Source organism: Pseudomonas coronafaciens pv. oryzae str. 1_6 (assembly GCF_000156995.2).
Taxonomy (GTDB): domain Bacteria; phylum Pseudomonadota; class Gammaproteobacteria; order Pseudomonadales; family Pseudomonadaceae; genus Aquipseudomonas; species Aquipseudomonas tremae.
The window spans coordinates 2,926,598-2,948,918 of sequence record NZ_CP046035.1; the positions used below are offsets into that span (position 1 = coordinate 2,926,598).

The 22,321-nt window shown below is 58.5% G+C and carries 15 protein-coding genes and 1 pseudogene; 10 read left to right on the forward strand and 6 right to left on the reverse strand.

Going from position 1 to position 22,321, the window contains the following annotated elements; genetic code table 11:
• Positions 1-51: 51 nt before the first annotated feature.
• Both POR16_RS13225 and POR16_RS13230 read right to left on the reverse strand, forming a co-directional pair.
• The gene (locus POR16_RS13225; RefSeq protein WP_005894175.1) at positions 52-1,008 is read right to left on the reverse strand and encodes a diguanylate cyclase; all 957 of its coding nucleotides are present in this window, start codon (positions 1,006-1,008) and stop codon (positions 52-54) included.
• A gap of 17 nt (positions 1,009-1,025) precedes the next feature.
• Positions 1,026-5,078: a CHASE domain-containing protein gene (locus POR16_RS13230; RefSeq protein WP_122381166.1), complete on the reverse strand. Its 4,053-nt coding sequence runs from the start codon at positions 5,076-5,078 to the stop codon at positions 1,026-1,028.
• A gap of 572 nt (positions 5,079-5,650) precedes the next feature.
• Here POR16_RS13230 and ehuB point away from each other — a divergent pair.
• The 4 genes from ehuB to POR16_RS13250 are packed head-to-tail and all read left to right on the forward strand — an operon-like array spanning position 5,651 to position 8,699.
• Positions 5,651-6,523 carry an ectoine/hydroxyectoine ABC transporter substrate-binding protein EhuB gene (ehuB, locus tag POR16_RS13235; RefSeq protein WP_005894171.1) on the forward strand — a complete coding sequence of 291 codons (873 nt, stop codon included), beginning with the start codon at positions 5,651-5,653 and terminating at the stop codon, positions 6,521-6,523.
• Between the two features lie 55 nt (positions 6,524-6,578).
• Positions 6,579-7,256 carry an ectoine/hydroxyectoine ABC transporter permease subunit EhuC gene (ehuC, locus tag POR16_RS13240; RefSeq protein WP_005894170.1) on the forward strand — a complete coding sequence of 226 codons (678 nt, stop codon included), beginning with the start codon at positions 6,579-6,581 and terminating at the stop codon, positions 7,254-7,256.
• 2 nt (positions 7,257-7,258) lie between these two features.
• Positions 7,259-7,909 carry an ectoine/hydroxyectoine ABC transporter permease subunit EhuD gene (ehuD, locus tag POR16_RS13245; protein ID WP_005894169.1) on the forward strand — a complete coding sequence of 217 codons (651 nt, stop codon included), beginning with the start codon at positions 7,259-7,261 and terminating at the stop codon, positions 7,907-7,909.
• Positions 7,902-8,699: an amino acid ABC transporter ATP-binding protein gene (locus tag POR16_RS13250; protein WP_005894168.1), complete on the forward strand. Its 798-nt coding sequence runs from the start codon at positions 7,902-7,904 to the stop codon at positions 8,697-8,699. Before ehuD ends, POR16_RS13250 begins: the two co-directional genes overlap by 8 nt.
• A 35-nt stretch (positions 8,700-8,734) precedes the next feature.
• Here the strand turns inward: POR16_RS13250 and POR16_RS27070 are convergent, their stop codons facing one another.
• Positions 8,735-9,607 (reverse strand): methyl-accepting chemotaxis protein, encoded by an 873-nt coding sequence (locus POR16_RS27070; protein ID WP_371906423.1) that lies wholly within the window; start codon positions 9,605-9,607, stop codon positions 8,735-8,737.
• 30 nt (positions 9,608-9,637) lie between these two features.
• Positions 9,638-10,663 (reverse strand): annotated as a pseudogene (locus tag POR16_RS27075) (methyl-accepting chemotaxis protein); the annotation flags it as partial.
• A 333-nt stretch (positions 10,664-10,996) separates the two neighbouring features.
• Between POR16_RS27075 and mexE the strand changes: the two are divergent.
• The 5 genes from mexE to POR16_RS13280 all read left to right on the forward strand — a co-directional run bounded on the left by mexE (position 10,997) and on the right by POR16_RS13280 (position 18,917).
• The gene (gene mexE, locus POR16_RS13260) at positions 10,997-12,235 is read left to right on the forward strand and encodes a multidrug efflux RND transporter periplasmic adaptor subunit MexE (RefSeq protein ID WP_005894165.1); all 1,239 of its coding nucleotides are present in this window, start codon (positions 10,997-10,999) and stop codon (positions 12,233-12,235) included.
• A gap of 12 nt (positions 12,236-12,247) precedes the next feature.
• Positions 12,248-15,439, forward strand: coding sequence for an efflux RND transporter permease subunit (locus tag POR16_RS13265; RefSeq protein ID WP_122381167.1), 3,192 nt, complete (start codon positions 12,248-12,250; stop codon positions 15,437-15,439).
• Complete coding sequence (locus POR16_RS13270; protein ID WP_053480265.1) at positions 15,439-16,836, forward strand: efflux transporter outer membrane subunit; 1,398 nt, start codon at positions 15,439-15,441, stop codon at positions 16,834-16,836. Before POR16_RS13265 ends, POR16_RS13270 begins: the two co-directional genes overlap by 1 nt.
• A 142-nt stretch (positions 16,837-16,978) precedes the next feature.
• A complete protein-coding gene (locus tag POR16_RS13275) occupies positions 16,979-18,073 on the forward strand; it encodes a HEAT repeat domain-containing protein (RefSeq protein WP_024669341.1) in 1,095 nt (364 codons plus the stop codon).
• 481 nt (positions 18,074-18,554) lie between these two features.
• Positions 18,555-18,917: a histone-like nucleoid-structuring protein, MvaT/MvaU family gene (locus POR16_RS13280; protein ID WP_005894157.1), complete on the forward strand. Its 363-nt coding sequence runs from the start codon at positions 18,555-18,557 to the stop codon at positions 18,915-18,917.
• Positions 18,918-19,402: 485 nt separating this feature from the next.
• On the opposite strand, the gene POR16_RS13285 is transcribed toward POR16_RS13280, so the two are convergent.
• Complete coding sequence (locus tag POR16_RS13285) at positions 19,403-19,960, reverse strand: DUF4946 domain-containing protein (RefSeq protein ID WP_005894156.1); 558 nt, start codon at positions 19,958-19,960, stop codon at positions 19,403-19,405.
• A gap of 152 nt (positions 19,961-20,112) precedes the next feature.
• Between POR16_RS13285 and gloA the strand changes: the two genes are divergently transcribed.
• Positions 20,113-20,634, forward strand: a complete 522-nt coding sequence (gloA, locus tag POR16_RS13290) for a lactoylglutathione lyase (RefSeq protein ID WP_005894155.1) — start codon at positions 20,113-20,115, stop codon at positions 20,632-20,634.
• A gap of 99 nt (positions 20,635-20,733) precedes the next feature.
• On the opposite strand, the gene ahpF is transcribed toward gloA, so the two are convergent.
• A complete protein-coding gene (ahpF, locus tag POR16_RS13295) occupies positions 20,734-22,296 on the reverse strand; it encodes an alkyl hydroperoxide reductase subunit F (RefSeq protein ID WP_005894154.1) in 1,563 nt (520 codons plus the stop codon).
• Between the last annotated feature and the right edge of the window lie 25 nt (positions 22,297-22,321).

The window sequence follows — 22,321 nt, forward strand, 5'->3', positions numbered from 1 at the left end:
CAGAAGGCTGCCAGGGTCACAAGGCCATTTACAAAAACACAGGCCGTACAATCACTGTTCAACCTCTATCGGCACAAACCGGCTGCAGTTTCGACCTTCGTGCTTGGCCCGATACAAGGCCCGGTCTGCTTCAGCCAACAAGGCCACAGCAATCGAGTCGGGCACCGGTGTGACCGCCGTGCCGGGGCGCGTAACAGGCAACGTACCGGCCTCCAGACTTGCCACCCCAACTGACACCGTGACCCGACCGAAGTCACCGGTCTCATGGGGCATTTTCAGGCTATGAATGTGCTGCACAATGTCCTCCGCCATCCGACAGGCGCCCTCTGCGCCCGTATCCGGCAACAGCACCGCAAACTCTTCGCCGCCGTAACGAGCCACCAGATCGGTCGATCTGTGCACGCAGCACCTCAATGCATGCGCAATGGATATCAGGCACTCGTCACCCTGCAGGTGACCATACCGATCGTTGTAACGCTTGAAGAAATCGATATCGAGCAGCAGTAGCGAAAACGCCCCCTGGTTACGCCGCACGCGCAGCCACTCGCGCTCGATGCTCTGGTCGAGAAAGCGCCGGTTGGCAAGGCCGGTCAGGCCGTCGGTCTGCGCCAGCAGGTTGAGCTGATCCATCGCCATCTTCAGGCGCAGATGAGTCTTTACCCGGGCCGTGACGATCAATGGCTGAATCGGCTTGCCGATGAAATCCACCGCACCGAGCGCCAGTCCGGCCTCCTCGATGCGGGTTTCGGTATGGCTGGTGACGAAGATGACCGGGACGTCTTTGAACAGTTGATCGGCTTTTAGCGCTTCACAGACTTCAAATCCGTTCATTCCAGGCATCTCGGCGTCGAGAAGGATTAGGTCCGGGCGCATTTCCCTGACCATCTTCAGCGCCTGGACGCCGCTCGTGGCAAAACGAATCTGCCCCAGGCCCTGAAGGACTTTGCTCAGCACCCGAATGGCGGAAATATCATCATCTACAATAAGCAGACTGGGTACAGGTTCCATGGTGGGAAAAGCTCCGTTCATAAGTCCGCCCGTTCGAGCAGTTGCAGCGCCTGCTCGAACTCCAGCCCTTCAATGGCCAGCCAAAGCTGCTCGACCAAGGCCTGCCCGGCCTGTTCGCGAAGAGCAGGCGCAGCTTGCGAAAACTGATCCAGTGCGGCGATATCACGGTTTTCGAGCAACTCACGTAGCGCTGAAAGCGCTTCTCGAGAGGTCTCGAGATCCGCATCGCTGTGCGGCATTGGCGTGATGTCCGGAAGTACCGAAGTACACTCCTGCAACACCCGGAACGCTGCACTCAGGTCTCGCAGCGCCTGTTCCGGGTCATGGCCATCGCGCAGCAAGGTTTCCGCCAGACCGGCATGACGCCCCGTCTCGGTCGCGCCTAGCAGGTGCGCAGAGCCGCGCAGCTTATGCAGATCGGCAATTGTCTGAGCGGAGTTTTGCCGCGCACGCATCAGAACCTTTTCGCTTTCGCCAAACTCGACGAATTCGTTGAAAAAACGCCTCAGGGACGACAGAAACAAGGGCACGTCATTGCCGAGCCGACCGGCGACTTCCTGGGTGTCGATACCCTCGATCACCGGCCATTCGGAATGTGCCGGTGCGTCCTGCACTATTGCGCCGACCGCCAGCGGAGCGCCTCTTACACGCTCGACAGCACGGCGTATTGCCCGGATCAAGGCTGCGGGGTCCAGAGGCTTGGTGAGGAAGTCATCCATACCCGCCAGCTCCGCCTGTCGCCGCTCTTCTGCCAGAGCACCTGCGGTCAACGCCAGCACAGGCAGACGGGTCAGGCCCAGCTCGTTGCGCAAGCGCCGCGTGGCTTCATAGCCATCCATTTCCGGCATCTGCACATCCATTAGCACAGCGTCGAAGAAGTCTGGCGTCTGACGTAGCCGTTCGAGGGCCAGAAACCCGTTGGTGCAGGTTTGTACCAAAGCGCCCTGTTGTTGCAGGAGCAGGCTGCCGACCTCCAGATTGATGTCGCTGTCGTCTACCAGCAGCAGGTTCAAGCCGCTGAGCCAAAGTGTCATGGACGTATCCAGGCGCGTGGCCTGAATGACTCGTTCGGTGCTGCCTTGGTACTTGGCGATGCAAGCATTTACCGCATTGAACAGTGCCGAGCTGTCCAGCGGCTTGAGCAATACCGTGTCAACCAGCGGACCCAACTCTGCCCACGCCTCGGACTGGGTGACCAGAATGATCGGGAGTGGCGTCGAGTCAATCAGACGTTTAACCTCCTCAACAGGCGGCCTTTGCCAGTCAACCAGCAGCACGTCCGGCACTGCAGCATTCCTCTGCTTACGCTCCTGCAAGGTGTTGTGCAGTGTCTGCTCATCGGCGAGGCTGGTAACCCGCCAGCCCAGGCTGCGACATAGCCGCTGCAGCATCGCGGATGACGGCGCGTCGTCGCTGAGCAGCATGACCTCCAGACTGTTTCCGGTGCCTGACGGATCGACGTCACTCTGGCTGATCCGAAACGGCAATGACACCCAGAACTCACTGCCTGCACCAAGCTCGCTCTCTACCCCGACCCGACCTCCCATTTGCTCGGAGAGCCCGCGTACCACCGACAGACCCAGCCCGGTGCCACCAAACCTGCGCGTTGTAGAGGCGTCCGCTTGAGTAAAGGGAGAAAATAACTGACCAAGCACATCGGCCGGTATGCCGCAGCCCGTATCCTGCACAGACAAACGCAGCCAGCAGGTATCGGCAGTATCGCTTTCACAACTCACCGTCACATCGACGCCGCCCACGGTTGTGAACTTCAGCGCATTCCCGACCAGATTCATGAGGATCTGATTGACGCGCAATGCATCACCTATAAGCAAGCCAGGTAACGGGGTGACTACACTGACCGAAAAACGCAGACCTTTTTCCTGCGCCTGGGGTGAAAACAGCTCGCTCAACTCGTCGAACAGCAGCCGCGGGCTGAAAGGATTATTTTCCAGCCGCATCTCTCCCGCCTCGATTTTTGCGATGTCCAGAATATCGTTGATGATCCCCAGCAGTGACCTGCCGGCAATCTGCAACTTGGTCAGCAACTGGCGCTGCTGATCGTTCAAGGCAGTGTTATGCAGCAGATGGGAAATGCCGATCACGGCATTCATGGGGGTGCGGATTTCATGGCTCATGTTGGCCAGAAACAGGCTCTTGGCCGCATTGGCGGCCTCGGCGCTGGCTTTGGCTGCGTGCAGCTCGGCGTTGCGGTGCAGTCGCTCGGTGATGTCCTGAGCAATGCCAAGGTGCCCTATAACCTCTCCATCGGCAGTACGGATAGGCGTAACGATCATCGAGACGGGCACCGTCGTGCCGTCCCTGCGCACGTAGGTCCATTGTCGGGTTTCCGAACCTTCACGGTCCGCTTTGTAGAAAAATACGTCAATGCCTACGATTGAGGTGCCGTACTCACGGCTCAGCTCTGCGGAGCGCGCGGCCACTTCTTCAGGAAGGTGAAATACGCTCGGGTCCTTGCGCCTGACCATTTCCGAGTTGCCGTAGCCCAGCAGCAGTTCAGCCCCTCGATTGAACACAACGATCTGCCCTTGCGGATCGATAACGATGATCGAAACCTCCGAGGAAGCATCCAGCACCGCCTGTAGCAATCCGGCGACTCTGGAAAGCTCGGCAGTACGCTCACTGACTTGTTGCTCGAGTTGCGCGTTGAACTCAATGAGGTAGCGCTCGACGCGTTTGCGGTCAGTGATGTCGTGCATCATTTTCGCGGCACCGAGTATTGTGCCGTCCGCTTCGCGAATGAAGCTGCAGGTGATCGTCACATCAATCAGTTGACCGCTCTTGTGCAGGCGCTGGGTTTCCAGCGTCGAACCCAGCTCGCCACGCGCCACGCGTTTCAGCAGTTGTTCGTCTTCATGAACCAGCGGCGGCGGAACCAACAGCGGTGCCAGTGGGCTTCCCAGCACTTCGCCCTCGTCATAGCCGAACATCTGCTCGGCAGCACGGTTCCAAGTAATGATGCGCCCGTCCAGCGCCTCACCGATGATCGCATCGCTGGAGTTTTCGACAATCGTCGCCAGCCTTGCCTGACCGGCGATGAACTGCTGCTTGCGTTGGCGAGACACCAACAGAGTGCCGACCAGCACCGTCAACATAAGGCTGACCAACACGCCGATGATGAAGACCCTGCCCGCCGGGACCGGATCGAGAGCCACGACAAATTGTGGGTGGGCACCTACTTCCATGCGCCACACACGCCCATAGATTTCTCGCTCGAAAGCATAAGTCTGCAGGATTTCCGGCTCGGGACCGTTTTCCGGTGTCTGGTAGATCTGCTGCTTGCCCTCGCTGACGTCGTAGAGCCTGAGGTGCAGCCTGTGGTTCACCGGGTCCAGATTGCCCATCACCTCACGCATGGCCAGCGGCGCGTAAGTCCAGCCGATTAAAGAGGTTTCGCGCTGTGTGCTATCGGGCGGGGTTTCCGGAGTGATGTAAACCGGCAACATGAACAGAACCGAGCGCATGTGATCATCGTTGTTCTGCAACAGGGTGACAGGTGCCGACAGGGTTGCAGTCCCGGTAAGCATGGCCTGAATCGCCGCATTGCGGCGCCGCTCCTCAGACGCGATATCCAGCCCCGGTGCCTGGAGATTGCGGGCCAGAGGGTCGATGAACTGAACGATGAACCGGTCGCCCTGTTGGGTACCCAGTCGACTGATTTTAAAGTCCGGCATGCCATCAGCCCTGACACGCCTCACGAAATCGGCTTCTTCGCTGGCTGGTACCCGACGGATAAAACCAAAACCGCGCGCACCGGGGTACTCTTTCTCGATATCGCGGCCCTTGCTGTAGCGGCTTATCTGGCTACTGTTTACATGCGCCAGATCCAGCATATGAATGGCACCGCGCAGGCCGCGAAGGCGGTATTCATACACCCTGAGGCGCGCCTGCAAGTTATCGCCGATCCCCTCTCCGGCCTCTTTGAGCGCCTGCTCTACATGTGCATCAATCGACCTGGCCTGCTCATGACTGGCGATGTAGCTGACGCCTAGCCCGACCAACAAAACCAGAGCCATCCAGCTGGCGAGCCACGTAAAAGAGCTTTTCTTCATCAATCCGACACTCGTTTTCAATCATGACTGCTTTGGAGAGGGCCGTTTACGCAGCCTGCCCGCCTATCCATATGTGCGTGGCCGCGATCTCCAGCGTAGATCGTCCTTCACGACGCGCCAGTGGCTTTTGCAGTAGTGTTGGCTTGCGAGGTCAGATTGGGGCATTGCGGCGCACGCATGTTCCTCACTCACTGACAGAGATCACCACCCAATGACTCGATTTTCAGAATCCTCTGTCAGTCCTTTACTCATGCGCCCATAGCGCGATGCACACCGACAATCCAGTAACCGCCCCGCTTAGCCTTTAAGATTCGTCCATTGCCACAACCGTATCCCGAGCAGCACTCGTAAACCGTCTTGCGGCTATAGATAGATGATCGCGACCAGGCCGTTTTCAGAGCGCGCAAGGCCCTGAATAACGCATATGCATATTCATTATTGATATTTAGATTTATTTTTTAATAGCTATAAGGTGCTTCCTTATACGAAACGCGCAGCGCTTTAGAACAGACTGCAAGAGCAGGCTCAGTGCCAACATGCCCGCCTCCCTCCACCTATTTCGAGCACGCGCAATGAAAGGCATCAAACTCTTGTCATCCCCGGTCCTGTTCGGCTCGGCCTTAGTGTTAAACGCCGCTCTGGCATTTCCGGCGCTCGCCGGTTTGCTGGAAAAAGGTCGCAGCGATGGCCTGACCGCAGGCATCGCCAACGAACAGCCTTATGCCTACATTGGTACCGACGGCAAAGCCACAGGTGCCAATGTAGAGATACTGCGGGCTATTCTCGAACCGCTGGGCATCAAACAGATCGAGACGCCGATCACTGATTTCGGTTCTCTTGTGCCAGGGCTTGCAGCGGGTCGTTTCGATCTGATCGGTGCAGGCCTGTTCATCAACCCGAACCGCTGCAAGGTGATTGCATTCTCTAACCCGGTCACGCGATCCGGTGGTGCGTTTATCGTCAAAACCGGTAACCCGCTGAAGTTGCACAGCCTTAAAGATGTCGCCAGCAATGGCAAGGCGCGACTGGCTACGCAGCCAGGCAGCAATCAGGTTCAAGAAGCCAGGGACAGTGGCATCGCCACTACCAATGTCGTGTTGTTCGATAAAGACACCGAGGCACTGGCTGCCTTGCAGGCAGGACGCGTGGACGTGGTGTATTTCCCGGACGCCGAAGTCATCAGCCTGATCAAGAAGACCAACAGTCCGGATATCGAGCGCGCTTTGCCGTTCGAACAGATCCCGGACGCCAGCGGCAAGCCGGGCTGGAATTACCATGCCTACGGTCTGCCGAAAAATGACCCGGCTTTCGAACAGGCTTTCAATGAGCAATTGGCCAAGCTACGGGCGTCCGGCGAACTGCTGAAAATTCTGCAGAAGTACGGTTACACCGAGAACGAACTGGCTGAGCCCGCCGTTACCGCAGCCCAACGCTGCAACCCATGACAGGTGCGGCCTGCGGGCTGCCCCTCCAAGGCCTTAACCCACACGAGTACAGGCCATGCTTGTCGACCCTGAAACACTGGATACTGCCGGGTTTATAGCCAGACAACTGGCGCACGGCTCACTGGTTACGCTGCAGATCACCTTCTTCGCCGAGCTTCTGGTGCTGATGCTTTCCCTGATGATCGCCCTGATGCGCCTGTCGCCGATTCGGGTGTTGCGCTGGTTCGCCACAATTTATGTCGAAGTGCTGCGGGGTATTTCGGCGCTGGTGCTGCTGTTCTACCTGTTCTTCATCCTGCCGTTGTTCGGTGTTCGCCTGTCACCCATGACCACAGGCGTACTGGGCCTGGGCCTGACGTTTTCCGCCTATGGTTCGGAAATCATCCGTTCGGCACTGATCAATGTCAGCAAGGGCCAGCGCGATGCATTGCGGGCGCTGGACTTCGGGCCAGTGAACGCGTTCAGGCGAATCATCCTGCCACAGGCCCTGCCCTTCATGATTCCGCCGATGGGCAACCAACTGGTCGAGTTGCTGAAAACCACCTCGCTGGTTTCGCTCATCACCCTGACAGACCTGACCTTTACCGGCAGTCAACTGGTCACGACGCTGGGCCAGCAAACGCTGATATGGAGCATCGTCCTGATCTGCTACTTCGTCATGGCGTGGCCGCTTAGCTGGCTGGTCCGACGTTATGAACGACACGCAACCGCGTGGCGTCAGGTGAGAGACTGAACATGGAATTCGATATTGCATTCGCCTGGTCGATTTTGCCGGAGCTGTTTCAGGGTTTGCTGGTGACCGTGCAGGTGGTGGTGCTGGGTTTCATGCTGGCGGTGGTGTTGGGACTGGTTCTGGCACTGGCCCTGCGCTCGCAGGCGAAGCTCGTGCATTACCTGAGCAAGGGCTACCTGAGCTTTTTCCGTAACACGCCGCTGATGGTCCAGTTGTACGTGCTGTTCTTTGCGCTGCCGCTGGCAGGCATCACATTTCCGGCGATCACCACTGGCGTGATTGGCCTGGGGTGTTACTACGCAGCTTACATTGCCGAAGCGTATCGCGGCGCAATCGACGATATCCCTGCCGGGCAATGGGAAGCCGCCCGCGCACTGGACTTTGATCGTGGCGATACCTGGCGACGCCTCATCCTGCCGCAGGCATTGAAACCGATGCTGCCGGTGCTCGGTAATTACCTGATCGGCATGTTCAAGGAAACGCCACTGCTGGCAGTGATCACCATCCCCGAACTGTTTCAGGCGGCCAAGCAGATTGCTGGCATGACCTACCGCTACAACGAGCCGTACACAGTGATGGCGCTGATGTTCCTGGCGATCAGCGTGCCGACTTCGTTGCTGTTCAAATACCTGGAAAGGCGCACTCATGTCTGATCTCGCAAGCCCCGCCCTATCGTCCGTCACGACTGCGCAGATACAACTGAAACAAGTGGTCAAGGACTTCGGCAGCAACCGGATTATCGACCATCTGGACCTGACCATTCCGCAAGGTCAGAAAGTTGCGTTGATCGGCCCCAGCGGCTCGGGCAAATCCACTGTGCTGCGGCTGATCAAAGGGCTGGAAAACTATCAGCACGGCAGCATTGAAGTTGCTGGCGAGCAGGTGCCGGCGCGCAAGGGGCGTTGGCACTGGCCAGGATCACGCAGAGCCCCGGTGATTCATCGGGTGGGGATGGTGTTCCAGCAGTTCAACCTCTTCCCGCATCTCACCGTGCAGGAAAACATCACCGAAGCACCATTGCGCGTGCTCCGGCTTTCTCGCGAGGAGGCGCTTGAACGCGCGCATCAATATCTCGGGCTGGTGGGGCTTGCACATAAAGCCGACGCATACCCCAGCCAGCTCTCCGGTGGTCAGCAACAACGTGTGGCGATTGCCAGGGCATTGGCCATGCGCCCGCAGATCATGCTGTTCGATGAGGTGACCTCGGCGCTGGACCCGGAACTTGTCGGGGAAGTCCTGGCGGTGATTCGCTCGATTGCCCATGAGTTTCAGATGACTATGCTGCTGGTGACCCACGAAATGAAGTTTGCCCAGGACATCGCTGACCGGGTCTTATTCATGGAGGGCGGCCGAATTGTGGCGGATGGCTCAGCCAGCGATATCCTGCTGGACCCAAAGAATGAACGAACGCGACGCTTTCTGCAGTTGGTGGAGCAACGCTGACCTTCAGCGCTGCTCCCGTTTACGCATAACGATTGTCAGATCCGAAAACGCGCAACCATCTCCTGCAGGTTGCTGCCCAGGCGCGCCAGTTCTACGGTAGACGCAGCGCTTTGCTCGGTCGCTGTCGCCGACTGGTCGGCAATGTCTCGCACGCTGATAACACTGCGATTGATTTCATCGGTCACCGCGCTTTGCTCCTCGGCGGCAGCGGAAATCTGCTGACTCATCTGTTCGATGGTGCCGATAGAGTGAGTGATCTCGACCAGCGCCTGTTCGGCCTGACGGGCCAGTTCCACGGTGCCTTCAGTGCGTTGACGGCTGGCGTCCATCAGATCCGAAGCGGCTCCGGTGCCCTGCTGCAATGCCTGAATCAAGGCTTCGATTTCTGTGGTCGATTTTTGCGTGCGCTGGGCCAGCGAGCGCACTTCATCGGCCACTACGGCGAACCCGCGGCCCTGCTCGCCAGCGCGTGCAGCTTCGATAGCGGCATTCAGCGCCAGCAGGTTGGTCTGTTCAGCAACCGCCTTGATGACATCGATCACGCCACCGATCTTGTCACTGTCCTGAATCAGCCGCTGCATGGCCTGCCCCAACTGCCCTACTTCACCCGCCAACTGGCTGATTTCGCGAGTGGCATGCTGCACCACGCTGCTACCGTGGGCGGCACGCTCACTTGCCTGCCTGGCAGCTTGCGAGGCATCTTCGGTGTTCTGAGCCACTTCCTGCACGGTAGACGCCATCTGGTTCATGGCCGTTGCAACCTGGTCTACCTCCAGTTTCTGTTGAGTGACGCCAGCACTGGTCTGTTCACTGACCGCCGAAAGCTCCTCGGCTGCCGTGGCAATCTGGGTCACACCGCCGCTGATACCGCCAATCAGCGCACGCAGCGATACGGTCATGTGCTGCATGGTGTTCTGCAGCAGGCCCAGTTCGTCCTGGCGAGTGGTGCTGATGTCGTTGGTCAGATCGCCGTCAGCGATACGCCGCGCAGCGATCACCGTAGAGTCCAGAGGACGCGTGATCTGGCGAGTAATCAGGATGGCTGCGAAGATGCCCAGCAAAAGAACGATCAGGGCTACGGTGAGCAACTGGGTCACTGCACTGTCTTTTTCGTTGTTTGCACTGATCACCTGACCCGCCATCAACCCATCGGAGCTTTTGACTATGTCCAGCGACTGCTGGCGCAGTGTGTCGCGGAACTGGTCGTTCTGTTGCATTAGTTGGGAAATGGAAACCATCAGCGACTTGTACTGCTGCAAGGCCGCAAGGGCAGCATCCACCGCCGGACCGGCTTTGTTCGGCAACTGGGTACGCGCGCTGCCCACCTGGGTAATCAGAGAGTCTGCTGCGTCGAAGGTGATCTGCTTGTTTTCGGCGGTAGGAATACTGATATAGCGACGGAACACCAGGCGGAAGTTGGTCATGCCATTGCGCAAGTCACCGGCAACCTTGACCTGATCGATAGCGTTCTGATCAAGCGAGCGTGAGGCGTCTTCGAAGGTCTTTTGCAGAAGCGTTTCGAAACTGCCGCTGACTTGCTCGGAAATGGTAATCAACGGCTGCATGGCCTGGTCGATTTTCTGGCTGTTGTCCGCCAACTGGCCGAACGTCTGCCTGAGGCCGCCCGCCTGATCACGGATGCCCCGGAGCTTATCGGCGTTGACCGGCACGGTCAGAATCTTCAGACCGTTCTCGATGGTCTTGCCGAGGTCGTCGATAGCAGCGATATAACCCTGCTGGGTGCTTGCGTCAGGTTTTGCCGTGTAGGTCTGCGCAGCGATCCTCAGGCTCAGTGCATCTGCTTTTACTTCAGCTACCCTGGACGCCTTGCCCAGTCGCTCGATCAGCAGGTTGGTGCTGAGGTAGCCAATAGTGGTCACCGTCAGTACGCCGAGCAGAATGAGGCCGAAGCCCAGACTGAGTTTTTTGCTGACGTTCAAGTTGTCCAGCCATGTCGATTTCATCAAATTTTGCCTTGGTATTTATCGTGATACCCAAAGATCGACGCCGGGCCGGACAACTTGATAGTCGTGGCGATTGCAAGAATTCATCACCCATATAGCAATATGCCATGTGCTTTTTTAGCCAGTGATGCGCTATCCAGATACGGTGCCAGCTCGTGTTGCACTCGTCATGCGCGGGGGTGAAACTCATGAACATGCTGATTTGGATCGCCGGTTGACTGGCCTGTGACCGTGCATCATTGCGGGTGATAGTAACCTTCGATTTATTCGATTCGTTAATAACACCCCCCGCCAACAGAATCCGCCCATTCACTATTCTCGGCGGAACTTCCCATGCCCCAGACAATCAGCCAGCTGCGCTTCCCCCTCACTGCCATCGCTCTCATCGTGATCAGTGCGTGTGGCAAGACGTCAGAAGCCCCTGCAGCGCCCGGCGCAGCCAAAGTCACCGTCGCCAAGGTCTTGGAGCAGCCGGTCAACGAGTGGGATGAGTTCACTGGACGTCTCGAGGCACCGGAAACCGTCGAAGTTCGCCCTCGGGTGTCTGGCCAGATCGATCATGTCGCCTTCACCGACGGTTCGCTGGTCAAGAAAGGTGATCTGCTGTTCCAGATCGACCCTCGCCCCTTCCAGTCGGAAGTCCGTCGCCTCGAAGCCCAACTGCAACAGGCCAGAGCTGTTGCATCACGCAGCGACAGCGAAGCCCAGCGCGGTGAGCGTCTGCGCAGCAACAATGCGATCTCCGCAGAACTGGCCGACTCACGTACGACATCGGCGGCGGAAGCCAAGGCCGGTGTCGCAGCCATCCAGGCACAACTGGACCTGGCCCGACTGAACCTCAGCTTCACCCGCGTGACCGCGCCGATTGCAGGCCGCGTAAGCCGGGCCGAAATTACCGCCGGCAATATTGTCACCGCCGATGTCACCGCACTGACCAGCGTGGTTTCTACCGACAAGGTCTATGCCTACTTCGACGCTGACGAACGCGTGTTCCTCAAGTACACCGAACTCGCCCGCAAGGGCCAGCGTGGCCAGACCACTCCGGTCTACCTCGGCCTGTCCAATGAAAGCGGCAACCCGCACTTGGGGCAGATGAACTTTGTCGACAACCAGGTCAACCCGAGGACCGGCACCATTCGCGGTCGTGCCGTGTTCGATAACGCTGACGGCGGCTTCACCCCTGGCCTCTATGCACGTCTGAAGCTGGTCGGCAGTGGTACTTACTCAGCCGTGCTGATCAACGATGAAGCGGTGGGCACCGATCTGGGCAAGAAATTCGTGCTGGTGATGGACAAGGACAACAAACCCGCCTATCGCGCGGTCGAACTGGGCCCGAAAATCGAGGGCTTGCGCATCGTGCGTAACGGGCTGGGCAAGGACGACACCATCGTCGTCAAAGGCTTGCAGCGTGTACGTCCCGGCCAGCCTGTGGACCCGGAAGTGACGCCGATGGCCAGCGCCGAGACCCTCGCCGCCTTGCTCAAACAACGCCAGGCGCTCGACGCCAGCAACCAGCCAAAAGTGACGCCAAAACCGGCCAATATCGCCAGCGCAACTGCGCCACGCGGCTAAGGGACTCGTCCGATGAACTTCTCCAAATTCTTTATCTCACGGCCGATCTTTGCCGCAGTGCTGTCGCTGCTGATCCTGATCGCCGGTGCAATATCGCTCTTCAAGCTGCCTATCAGCGAATACCCGGAAGTGGTGCCGCCGACGGTGGTGGTGCGTGCCAATTTCCCCGGCGCCAACCCCAAGGTCATCGGCGAAACCGTCGCTTCGCCGCTGGAGCAAGCCATTACCGGTGTAGAAGGCATGCTCTACATGTCCTCGCAGGCCACCGCCGACGGCAAGCTGACCCTAACCATCACCTTCGCGCTGGGCACTGACCTGGACAACGCGCAGGTGCAAGTGCAGAACCGTGTGACTCGCAGCGAGCCGAAGCTGCCAGAAGAAGTGACACGCATCGGTATTACCGTGGACAAGGCCTCCCCTGACCTGACCATGGTCGTGCATTTGACGTCACCGGACAAACGCTACGACATGCTGTACCTGTCCAACTACGCGGTGCTCAACATCAAGGACGAGCTGGCGCGGCTGGGCGGTGTCGGTGATGTGCAGTTGTTCGGCATGGGCGACTACTCGCTGCGCGTGTGGCTCGACCCGAACAAGACCGCTTCTCGCAATCTGACCGCGACGGATGTGGTCAACGCAATCCGCGAACAGAACCGCCAGGTCGCGGCAGGCCAGTTGGGCTCCCCCCCTTCGCCGAATGCCACCAGCTTCCAGATGTCGATCAACACTCAAGGGCGTCTGGTCAGCGAAGAAGAGTTCGAAAACGTGGTGGTTCGCGCAGGTGCAGACGGCGAGATCACGCGCCTGAAGGACATCGCACGTATCGAACTCGGTTCCAGCCAGTACGCGTTACGCTCCCTGCTCAATAACCAGCCTGCGGTGGCGATCCCGATCTTCCAGCGCCCAGGCTCCAACGCCATCGATATCTCCAACGATGTTCGGGCGCGAATGGCCGAGTTGAAGAAGAGCTTCCCCGAAGGCATGGACTACAGCATTGTCTATGACCCGACCATCTTCGTACGTGGCTCTATCGAGGCTGTGATCCACACGCTGTTCGAGGCCCTGATTCTCGTTGTCCTGGTAGTGATTCTGTTCCTGCAAACCTGGCGCGCCTCGATCATCCCGTTGGTGGCAGTACCGGTTTCGCTGATCGGCACGTTCGCCGTGATGCACATGTTCGGATTTTCGCTGAACGCGCTGTCATTGTTTGGGCTGGTGCTGGCAATCGGTATCGTGGTGGACGATGCGATTGTGGTGGTGGAGAACGTCGAGCGTAACATCGAACTGGGGCTTGAACCGGTCGCAGCCACCCACAAGGCGATGGCCGAAGTGACGGGGCCGATCATCGCTACAGCACTGGTGCTGTGTGCCGTGTTCGTACCGGCAGCGTTCATCTCCGGGCTCACGGGGCAGTTCTACAAACAGTTCGCGCTGACCATCGCCATCTCCACTGTTATCTCGGCGTTCAATTCGCTGACCCTGTCGCCGGCACTGGCCGCCGTTCTGCTCAAAGGTCATGACGCCCCCAAGGACCGCTTCTCGCGTTTCCTCGACAAAATGCTTGGCGGCTGGTTGTTCCGCCCGTTCAACCGCTTCTTCGAAAAAGCCAGTCATGGTTATGTAGGCACTGTCGCTCGGGTCATTCGCAGCAGCGGCATTGCCTTGCTGGTGTACGCGGGGCTTATGGTTCTGACCTGGGTGGGTTTTGCCAGCACACCGACCGGCTTCGTACCTAGTCAGGACAAGCAATACCTGGTTGCATTTGCCCAGTTGCCGGACGCCGCCAGCCTCGACCGTACCGAGGACGTCATCAAGCGCATGTCGGAACTGGCCCTCAAGCAGCCAGGCGTGCAGGACGCAATTGCCTTCCCCGGCCTGTCGATCAATGGGTTCACCAACAGTCCCAACAACGGCGTGGTATTCGTGACCCTCAAGCCGTTCGATGAACGCAAGGACGCCAGCTTGTCGGCAAACGCCATCGCAGGCGCCCTGAACGGCCAGTTCGCGTCTATTCAAGAAGCCTACATGGCGATCTTCCCGCCTCCGCCGGTACAAGGCCTGGGCACTATCGGCGGCTTCCGCCTGCAGATCGAGGACCGTGGCAACCTGGGTTATGACGAGCTGTACAAGGAAACCCAGAACGTCATTGCCAAGAGCCGCAGCGTGCCGGAACTGGCGGGGCTGTTTACCAGCTACACCGTCAACGTGCCGCAGGTCGACGCCGCGATCGACCGCGAAAAGGCCAAGACCCACGGCGTGGCAGTCAGCGATATCTTCGACACCCTGCAGGTGTACCTGGGCTCGCTGTATGCCAACGACTTCAACCGGTTCGGCCGCACCTATCAGGTCAACGTTCAGGCCGAGCAGCAGTTCCGCCAGGACGCCGACCAGATCGGCCAGCTCAAGGTGCGCAACAACCTCGGAGAAATGATCCCGCTGGCGACCTTCGTCAAGGTCAGTGACACCGCCGGCCCTGACCGGGTCATGCACTACAACGGCTTTATCACGGCCGAGATCAATGGTGCTGCAGCGCCAGGGTATAGCTCTGGTCAGGCCCAGGCAGCAGTGGAAAAACTGCTGCGTGAGGAACTGCCCACCGGCATGGTCTACGAGTGGACCGACCTGACCTATCAGCAGATCCTTTCGGGCAACACTGCGCTGTTCGTATTCCCGCTCTGTGTGTTGCTGGCGTTTCTGGTGCTGGCGGCTCAGTACGAAAGCTGGAGCCTGCCACTGGCGGTAATCCTGATCGTACCTATGACCCTGCTTTCGGCAATTGCCGGGATAATGATTGCCGGCAGCGATAACAACATCTTTACCCAGATCGGGCTGATCGTACTGGTGGGCCTGGCGTGCAAGAACGCGATTCTGATCGTCGAGTTCGCCAAGGACAAACAGGCTGAGGGCATGAGCCCGCTGGACGCCTTACTGGAAGCCTGCCGCCTGCGGCTGCGTCCGATCCTGATGACTTCGTTCGCGTTCATCATGGGCGTCGTGCCTCTGGTGCTGTCCAGCGGTGCAGGCGCCGAAATGCGCCATGCGATGGGGGTCGCAGTGTTCTCCGGGATGCTGGGCGTGACCTTCTTCGGGCTGCTGCTGACGCCGGTGTTCTACGTGCTGATCCGTAATTACGTCGAGCGCAAGGAGGCCCGCAAGGCCACCCGTGCACAGACTCTGCAAAACCTGCCCGCGGAGACGCATTGATGAGCGCATTTAAACTCTTCGCCCCGAGCCTGCTGGTCCTGGCGCTGGCAGCCTGTGCCGTCGGCCCGGACTACAAGGCGCCGGAAACGGCGCCGGCCAAGCTGGAATCCGCAGCTCAGGGCAACTATGACCGCAGCAAGGTCAACACCCTGTGGTGGCAGCAATTCGAGGACCCTACCCTCAACAGGCTGGTGACCCGGTCGCTGGACGGCAACCGCGACCTGCGTGTCGCCTTTGCCCGCCTCAAGTCTGCACGGGCCATTCGCGATGACGTCGCCAACGACGTCATGCCGGTGGTGACCAGCCGCGCCAGCAGCGACATCGGCAAGGGTCAGCAGCCCGGCATCACCGAGCGACGCGTCAACAGCGAGCGCTATGACCTGGGCCTAGATATGGCTTGGGAAGTGGATCTGTTCGGGCGTATCCAGCGCCAACTGGAAGCCAGCGATGCCGACCAGGATGCGGCAGAAGCCAATCTGTATCAGCTTCAGGTAACGCTGATTGCCGAAGTGGTGGACGCCTACGGACAACTGCGCGGGGCGCAATTGCGTGAAGCCATCGCCAAGGACAACCTGACCAACCAGCAGAAGTCTCAGGACATCACCACTCAACTGCGTGATGCCGGAGTCGGTAACGAACTGGATGTGATGCGTTCCGATGCGCGCCTGGCAGCGGTAGAAGCAACGGTTCCGCAATTGCAGGCCGAACAGGCTCGCCAGACCCATCGCATTGCGACGCTGCTGGGTGAGCGTCCGGAAAGCCTCAGTGTGGACTTGAGCCCCAGCAAGCTGCCGGCGATCGCCAAGGCCTTGCCGATCGGCGACGCTACACAGGTGCTGCGCAACCGTCCCGATGTGCGCGCGGCCGAACGTCAGCTGGCCGCGTCCACCGCACGCATCGGTGTCGCGACTGCCGACCTGTTTCCCCGCGTCAGTCTCAGCGGCTTTCTGGGCTTTACCGCAGGACGTGGTTCGCAGATAGGCTCGTCCGCCGCCAGAGCCTGGTCGCTGGGCCCGAGTATCACGTGGGCAGCCTTCGACCTGGGCAGCGTCCGGGCGCAGATTCGCAGCGCTGATGCGGATGCCGAAGGCGCGCTGGCCAACTACGAGCAACAGGTATTGCTTGCGCTTGAGGAGTCGGAAAACGCATTCAGCGATTACAACAAACGCCAGCAACGCCTGGTGGCCCTGATGCGCCAAAGCGAATCGAGCCGCGCTGCTGCCAGACTGGCATCGGTGCAGTACCGCGAAGGCACCGCAGATTTTCTTGTGTTACTGGATGCGGAGCGTGAACGTCTGGCGGCCGAAGACTCTCAGGCTCAGGCAGAAATCGACCTTTACCGTGGCATCGTGGCGATTTACAAGGCATTGGGCGGTGGTTGGCAGCCTCAAGCCTGACCTGACAGCGCCAACACAGCCCCGCACTCCTTCCAGGACGCGGGGCTTTTTTTCGGGATTGAATACGGTCGCATCCTGATTGCCGTTTGACAGCTGCCAGCCACTCCCCGAAGCTGCACCCCGTCAAGCATTGGAAATCGATATGCCCAGATTGCCATTCAAGGGGTTATCGCCTCTACCGGTTACTCGACATCGCTGGCTGCCCGGTACGGTGCTCGCATCAGTGCTGGCTCTTTCGCTGGCATTCTGGTGGTGGCGCACTCCGGTGCAGACTGCGCCGACCAGGCTGAGCCACACCTACGAGCAGGCACTGGAGCAGGCCCACGATGGCAAGCCTGGCGCTGCAAGGGTGCTGTATCAGCAATTGGCCCGCACCGACCTGTCTGACGCCCAACGCATCAATCTGCTCACCGAGCTGAGCGACTATCCCAGCCCTCAGGCCCTCAAACTGCTGGCAGCAGGTCTTGGCGACCCCTCTGCTCAGGTCCGCAAGGCCGCTATCGACGTGAGCGTGAAACTGGTGTCCAACAGTCAGCGCAGTCTGCTGCTTGGGCCGCTGCTGGACGACGAAGAGCAGTCCGTCAGGTTTCATGCCACCGGCGCTTTGCTCGGCCTCTCGCCGGACGAACTGGGCCTTTACTTTGCAGTCCTGCAGCAAAGCGCCGAGGCGTTTCAGGAGTACCTCAAGAGCCAGCCGCAGAATACTCAGAACCAGTTACAACTGGCCAGGCTGTACTTGCAGACTGGCGACCTCGACCCGGCGGTCGAGGCGCTGCAGCGCGCCACTTCACTGGATCCGGGTAACATCGAAGCGGCCCTGGCCCATATAGAACTGCTGGACCGCAAGGGCCAGGCGGAACAGGCACGCGGCCTGTTCGCCGGTCTGCTGGAGCGCAATCCCGGTTCATCCATGCTTCAGCACGCGCTGGGAATGTGGCTGTTGAACCACGGGCAAGCCGAATTTGCCTTGCTCAGCCTTGCAAAAGCAACCGAGCTGGCACCTGATAACAATGACTATCGCTATGACCTCGCGGTCGCCCTTCACTCGTTGAACGAGCTTGAGGCGGCGCAAAAGCAACTGACACAGATCGTTCAGAACCAACCCGCCAATCGCAAGGCCAGGGTCCTGCTGATCCAGTACTGGAAAGAAAACGGTCAGTTACAGAATGTTCAAATTCTTCTGGCCGAGCTCGAACAGCAGAACCCCGATGACCCTGAATTGCAGCAGGGCTTGTAGGACCGGATTGCGGCAAAAGGCCACCCTGACACCGCTGCCCGCCTGCCAGCCCGTTACCTGCAGACATTGCCACCTCCTTTGCGCAGTCCGAATCTGACAGTCACAGTGTCTGTCAGATGTTTCTTTTTTATGCTGCACGGTGTCAATCTGGCACGTTTTCAATACTCGTCTACTATCAGAAATAACTTACAAACCACCTCGCTTGAATACACCGACCCGAGGGTCTATATCCAACGGCGCACACGGTCAGCATTTAAGGAATTTGAAAAATACTATTTTCTAACTGGCAAAAAAGGTGCATTATTTGCGCGCTACTGAGTTATAAACACCCTCTGCCTGTACAATGATACGCCGAAAAGTCCAAGTTTCATCCTGGAAACCGCAGGCCGAGGGCAAGACCGAACGAGCCAATCAGTCAGACAGTTTTGTCTCATCGTTTTATTGGGCTGACAACAGCCATTACATTGTTGGAGTGTATTACTTGTCCAGACTTGCCGAGTTTCGAGCAGCAGAGAAAGCCCTTCAAGAGCAGCTTGCACAGCTGGAAACCTTGAAGAATGACGCCGGGTTGAAAAAGGAGATTGAATTCGAGCAAAAGCTTCAGGACCTGATGGGCACCTACGGCAAAAGCCTGCGTGACATCATTGCTATCCTCGACCCCTCCAGCTCAACGTCGCTGGTTGCGTCCGCCGGGCCAAAGCGTCGCCGGGCACGCGTCGTCAAGGTTTATCAAAACCCGCACACTGGCGAGCTGATAGAAACCAAGGGCGGCAATCACCGCGGCCTGAAAGCCTGGAAAGAGCAGTACGGTGTCGACACTGTTGATTCTTGGCTTCGCGCCTGATTGCACTTCGTCATCTGAAGCCCTGCACTTGCAGGGCTTTTTTTACAGGCCCTGGCGAGCCCGCTGATTATCCACGCGGTGCAGCCACCTGATCAAACATCGCCTAACGGTGACGGCTTCCGAGTGTTGCCGCTTTCATAGCGAAAGCGTCGACGAGCGCGAAGGAACGCTAAACTTCGTGCCGAGCAACATTAATACCGTGGAAATAATGACGCCAATAAAACACGTGGCTTAAGCGATTCACTTCACACTGACAAAACTGAACATTTCCTGAATAAGGTAGAGCAATTATTCAGTTTGTCCAATGTAACGAAATATAAAACCTTTGTTAGTGCGGTCGTCAGTGCAAGAAAAACGCACGGTTCGAATTGGCCGGTCAAGCTTCACACTTTTTTCACATGGGTTCTAGGATGATGAAGACCGCTAAAGGAATAGCGCCCCATGCCCGCCTCGGCGGGCTTCTTTTTGCCTGCGAAAAAACACGCTCACTGCACATCGCCCAACTGCAGGCTCTCACGGATACGCAACGCCTCCTCCTTGTTGGCTGCATAGCCTTCTGCCGATCCCGCATACGATAACGACCAGGCCATCTCTTTGCTGGCAGCCGCCACCAGCGTCTGGGTCAGCACATGTACACCGTTCTGGGTGATGGTGCAGGTCGTCTCCAGCGCCGGCACGACGCTTAACCGGCTTTCACGGACATGGGTGCAGGCACTCTGCAAGCCACTCCGGGCGAAATTGACCTGAATCGACTTGCGCATTTCCAGCAACACGCCCGAGACATTCACCTCGTGTCCAGGCGTCAGCCGCGTCTGGGTAAGCTCCATCACCATCAGGGGATTACCATTTTGATCGTTTTTAACCGCGCGCTGTCTGACTTGCACGGACGGCTTAACGGCTGCGCCTGCCTCGACCGGCAATGATTCGACCTCCCAGCCTGCGGGCCAGGTGATCATTGCATCAGTTGCATGGGCTGGCGCAGCGCCAGCCAGCAGGCACAGACACAGGCTTGGCAAAAAACGTCGGTATTGCGCAAAGATCATGATCGGGTCGCCATAACAGGTGACCGAGAATTCTGAGCCTGTTGCCCGCCACGAGCAAGAGCGCAACCGTGTTATCCGAGCCTGGGTTTGGTGCTGACTGCCCTGCCCCGTATCATTGGGCAATACTTGTACATTATGTTGGAGAAATATTGATGAGCTTGCACGAACTCAACACACTACCGGGCGTCACGGCTGATCCAGAAGCGGCCACCCGGCAATTTGTGTTCAACCACACCATGCTGCGCGTCAAGGACATCACCCGCTCACTGGATTTCTACACCCGCGTGCTCGGTTTCAGCCTGGTTGAAAAGCGTGACTTTCCGGAAGCCGAGTTCAGCCTGTATTTCCTTGCTCTGGTCGATAAAACCCAGATTCCGGAAGACGACGCGGCACGTGGCCAGTGGATGAAGTCGATTCCAGGCATTCTGGAACTGACCCACAACCACGGTACCGAAAGCGATGCGACAGCGTCCTACCACAACGGCAACAGCGACCCGCGTGGCTTTGGCCACATTTGCGTGTCCGTACCTGATGTAAAGGTCGCCTGCGAGCGCTTTGAAACACTGGGCGTGGACTTCCAGAAGCGCCTGTCCGACGGTCGCATGAACAGCCTGGCATTTATCAAGGACCCGGACGGCTACTGGGTTGAGATCATCCAGCCGACGCCGCTTTGAGGCTCCGCGTGATCGCTCTTTTGTAGAACGATTAGCGAACACAACAAAAAGCCCCGTGATCGCTCACGGGGCTTTTTGCGTTTACGCGGCTTTGTGTGATCAGGCCGGCGCAGAGGTGCGTATCAGATGGTCAAAGGCGCTCAGGGAGGCTTTGGCACCTTCGCCCAGGGCGATGATGATCTGCTTGTAAGGCGCAACCGTCACGTCACCGGCAGCAAATATGCCTGGCACTGAAGTCTCGCCACGAGGGTCGACCACGATTTCGCCACGCGGCGACAGCTCGATGGAGCCCCTGAGCCATTCGCTGTTAGGCAGCAGGCCGATCTGGACGAAGATACCTTCCAGCGCAATGGTGATTTCTTCACCAGTGTTGCGGTTCTTGTAGCGCAGGCCGTTGACCTTCTGCTCGTCACCCGTAACCTCTGTAGTTTGCGCGCTGGTGATCACGGTAACGTTAGGCAGGCTGTGCAGTTTGCGCTGCAGGACTGCGTCGGCGCGCAACTGCACGTCGAACTCCAGCAGCGTCACGTGCGACACGATACCTGCCAGGTCGATAGCAGCTTCTACACCCGAGTTACCGCCACCGATCACCGCTACGCGCTTGCCCTTGAACAGCGGACCGTCACAGTGTGGGCAATAAGCCACACCCTTGTTGCGATACTGCTGCTCACCTGGAACATTCATCTCCCTCCAGCGTGCGCCGGTGGCAAGGATGATGGTCTTGGCCTTGAGGCTGGCGCCGCTGGCGAACTTCACTTCATGCAACTCACCGGCTGCGCCAGGGATCAACTTGTCGGCGCGCTGCAGGTTCATGATGTCGACTTCGTACTGCTTGACGTGCTCTTCCAACGCAACAGCAAGCTTCGGACCTTCGGTGTGTTGCACCGAGATGAAGTTTTCGATGGCCATGGTATCGAGCACCTGACCGCCGAAGCGCTCGGCTGCAACACCGGTGCGAATGCCTTTGCGCGCCGCATAGACTGCAGCCGCCGACCCGGCAGGCCCACCACCGACCACCAGTACATCAAAAGCCTGCTTGGCGTTGAGCTTTTCAGCCTGACGCGCACCGGCACCGGTGTCGATCTTGGCCAGAATTTCTTCCAGGCCCATACGGCCCTGGCCAAACAGCTCGCCGTTCAGGTAGATGCTTGGCACCGACATGATCTTGCGGTCGGTGACTTCATCCTGGAACAGCGCGCCGTCGATAGCGACATGCTTGATGCCAGGGTTCAGTACTGCCATCAGGTTCAGCGCCTGAACAACGTCAGGGCAGTTCTGGCAGGACTGCGAAAAATAGGTTTCGAAGTGGAACTCGCCCTGAAGAGCGCGAACCTGTTCGATGGTTTCCGCACTGACCTTGGGTGGGTAGCCGCCAACTTGCAGCAACGCCAAGACCAGCGAGGTGAATTCGTGACCCATGGGGATACCGGCAAAACGCAGGCTGATATCGTGACCAGGGCTGTTCAGCGAGAACGACGGCGTACGTGCGTCGGTGCCGCTGTCATTCAGGGTGACGTCTTTGGAAACACTGATCACGTCGTTCAGCAGTGCGAGCATTTCCTGAGACTTCGCGCCGTCATCAAGGGACGCGACGATCTCGATGGGGCGAGTAACCCGCTCCAGGTAGGATTTCAACTGGGCTTTAAGATTGGCGTCCAACATGTGGCGACTTCCTGTTTTACAAAGG

What these genes read in the sequence shown, in the direction of transcription:
- POR16_RS13230 (WP_122381166.1), bottom strand. Translation starts at nt 5,078, where the DNA reads ATGAAGAAAAGCTCTTTTACGTGGCTCGCCAGCTGGATGGCTCTGGTT.
- ahpF (WP_005894154.1), bottom strand. Translation starts at nt 22,296, where the DNA reads ATGTTGGACGCCAATCTTAAAGCCCAGTTGAAATCCTACCTGGAGCGG.
- POR16_RS13285 (WP_005894156.1), bottom strand. Translation starts at nt 19,960, where the DNA reads ATGATCTTTGCGCAATACCGACGTTTTTTGCCAAGCCTGTGTCTGTGC.
- POR16_RS13275 (WP_024669341.1), top strand. Translation starts at nt 16,979, where the DNA reads ATGCCCAGATTGCCATTCAAGGGGTTATCGCCTCTACCGGTTACTCGA.
- mexE (WP_005894165.1), top strand. Translation starts at nt 10,997, where the DNA reads ATGCCCCAGACAATCAGCCAGCTGCGCTTCCCCCTCACTGCCATCGCT.
- ehuD (WP_005894169.1), top strand. Translation starts at nt 7,259, where the DNA reads ATGGAATTCGATATTGCATTCGCCTGGTCGATTTTGCCGGAGCTGTTT.
- POR16_RS13225 (WP_005894175.1), bottom strand. Translation starts at nt 1,008, where the DNA reads ATGGAACCTGTACCCAGTCTGCTTATTGTAGATGATGATATTTCCGCC.
- POR16_RS13265 (WP_122381167.1), top strand. Translation starts at nt 12,248, where the DNA reads ATGAACTTCTCCAAATTCTTTATCTCACGGCCGATCTTTGCCGCAGTG.
- POR16_RS13250 (WP_005894168.1), top strand. Translation starts at nt 7,902, where the DNA reads ATGTCTGATCTCGCAAGCCCCGCCCTATCGTCCGTCACGACTGCGCAG.
- gloA (WP_005894155.1), top strand. Translation starts at nt 20,113, where the DNA reads ATGAGCTTGCACGAACTCAACACACTACCGGGCGTCACGGCTGATCCA.
- ehuB (WP_005894171.1), top strand. Translation starts at nt 5,651, where the DNA reads ATGAAAGGCATCAAACTCTTGTCATCCCCGGTCCTGTTCGGCTCGGCC.
- POR16_RS27070 (WP_371906423.1), bottom strand. Translation starts at nt 9,607, where the DNA reads ATGCAGCACATGACCGTATCGCTGCGTGCGCTGATTGGCGGTATCAGC.
- ehuC (WP_005894170.1), top strand. Translation starts at nt 6,579, where the DNA reads ATGCTTGTCGACCCTGAAACACTGGATACTGCCGGGTTTATAGCCAGA.
- POR16_RS13270 (WP_053480265.1), top strand. Translation starts at nt 15,439, where the DNA reads ATGAGCGCATTTAAACTCTTCGCCCCGAGCCTGCTGGTCCTGGCGCTG.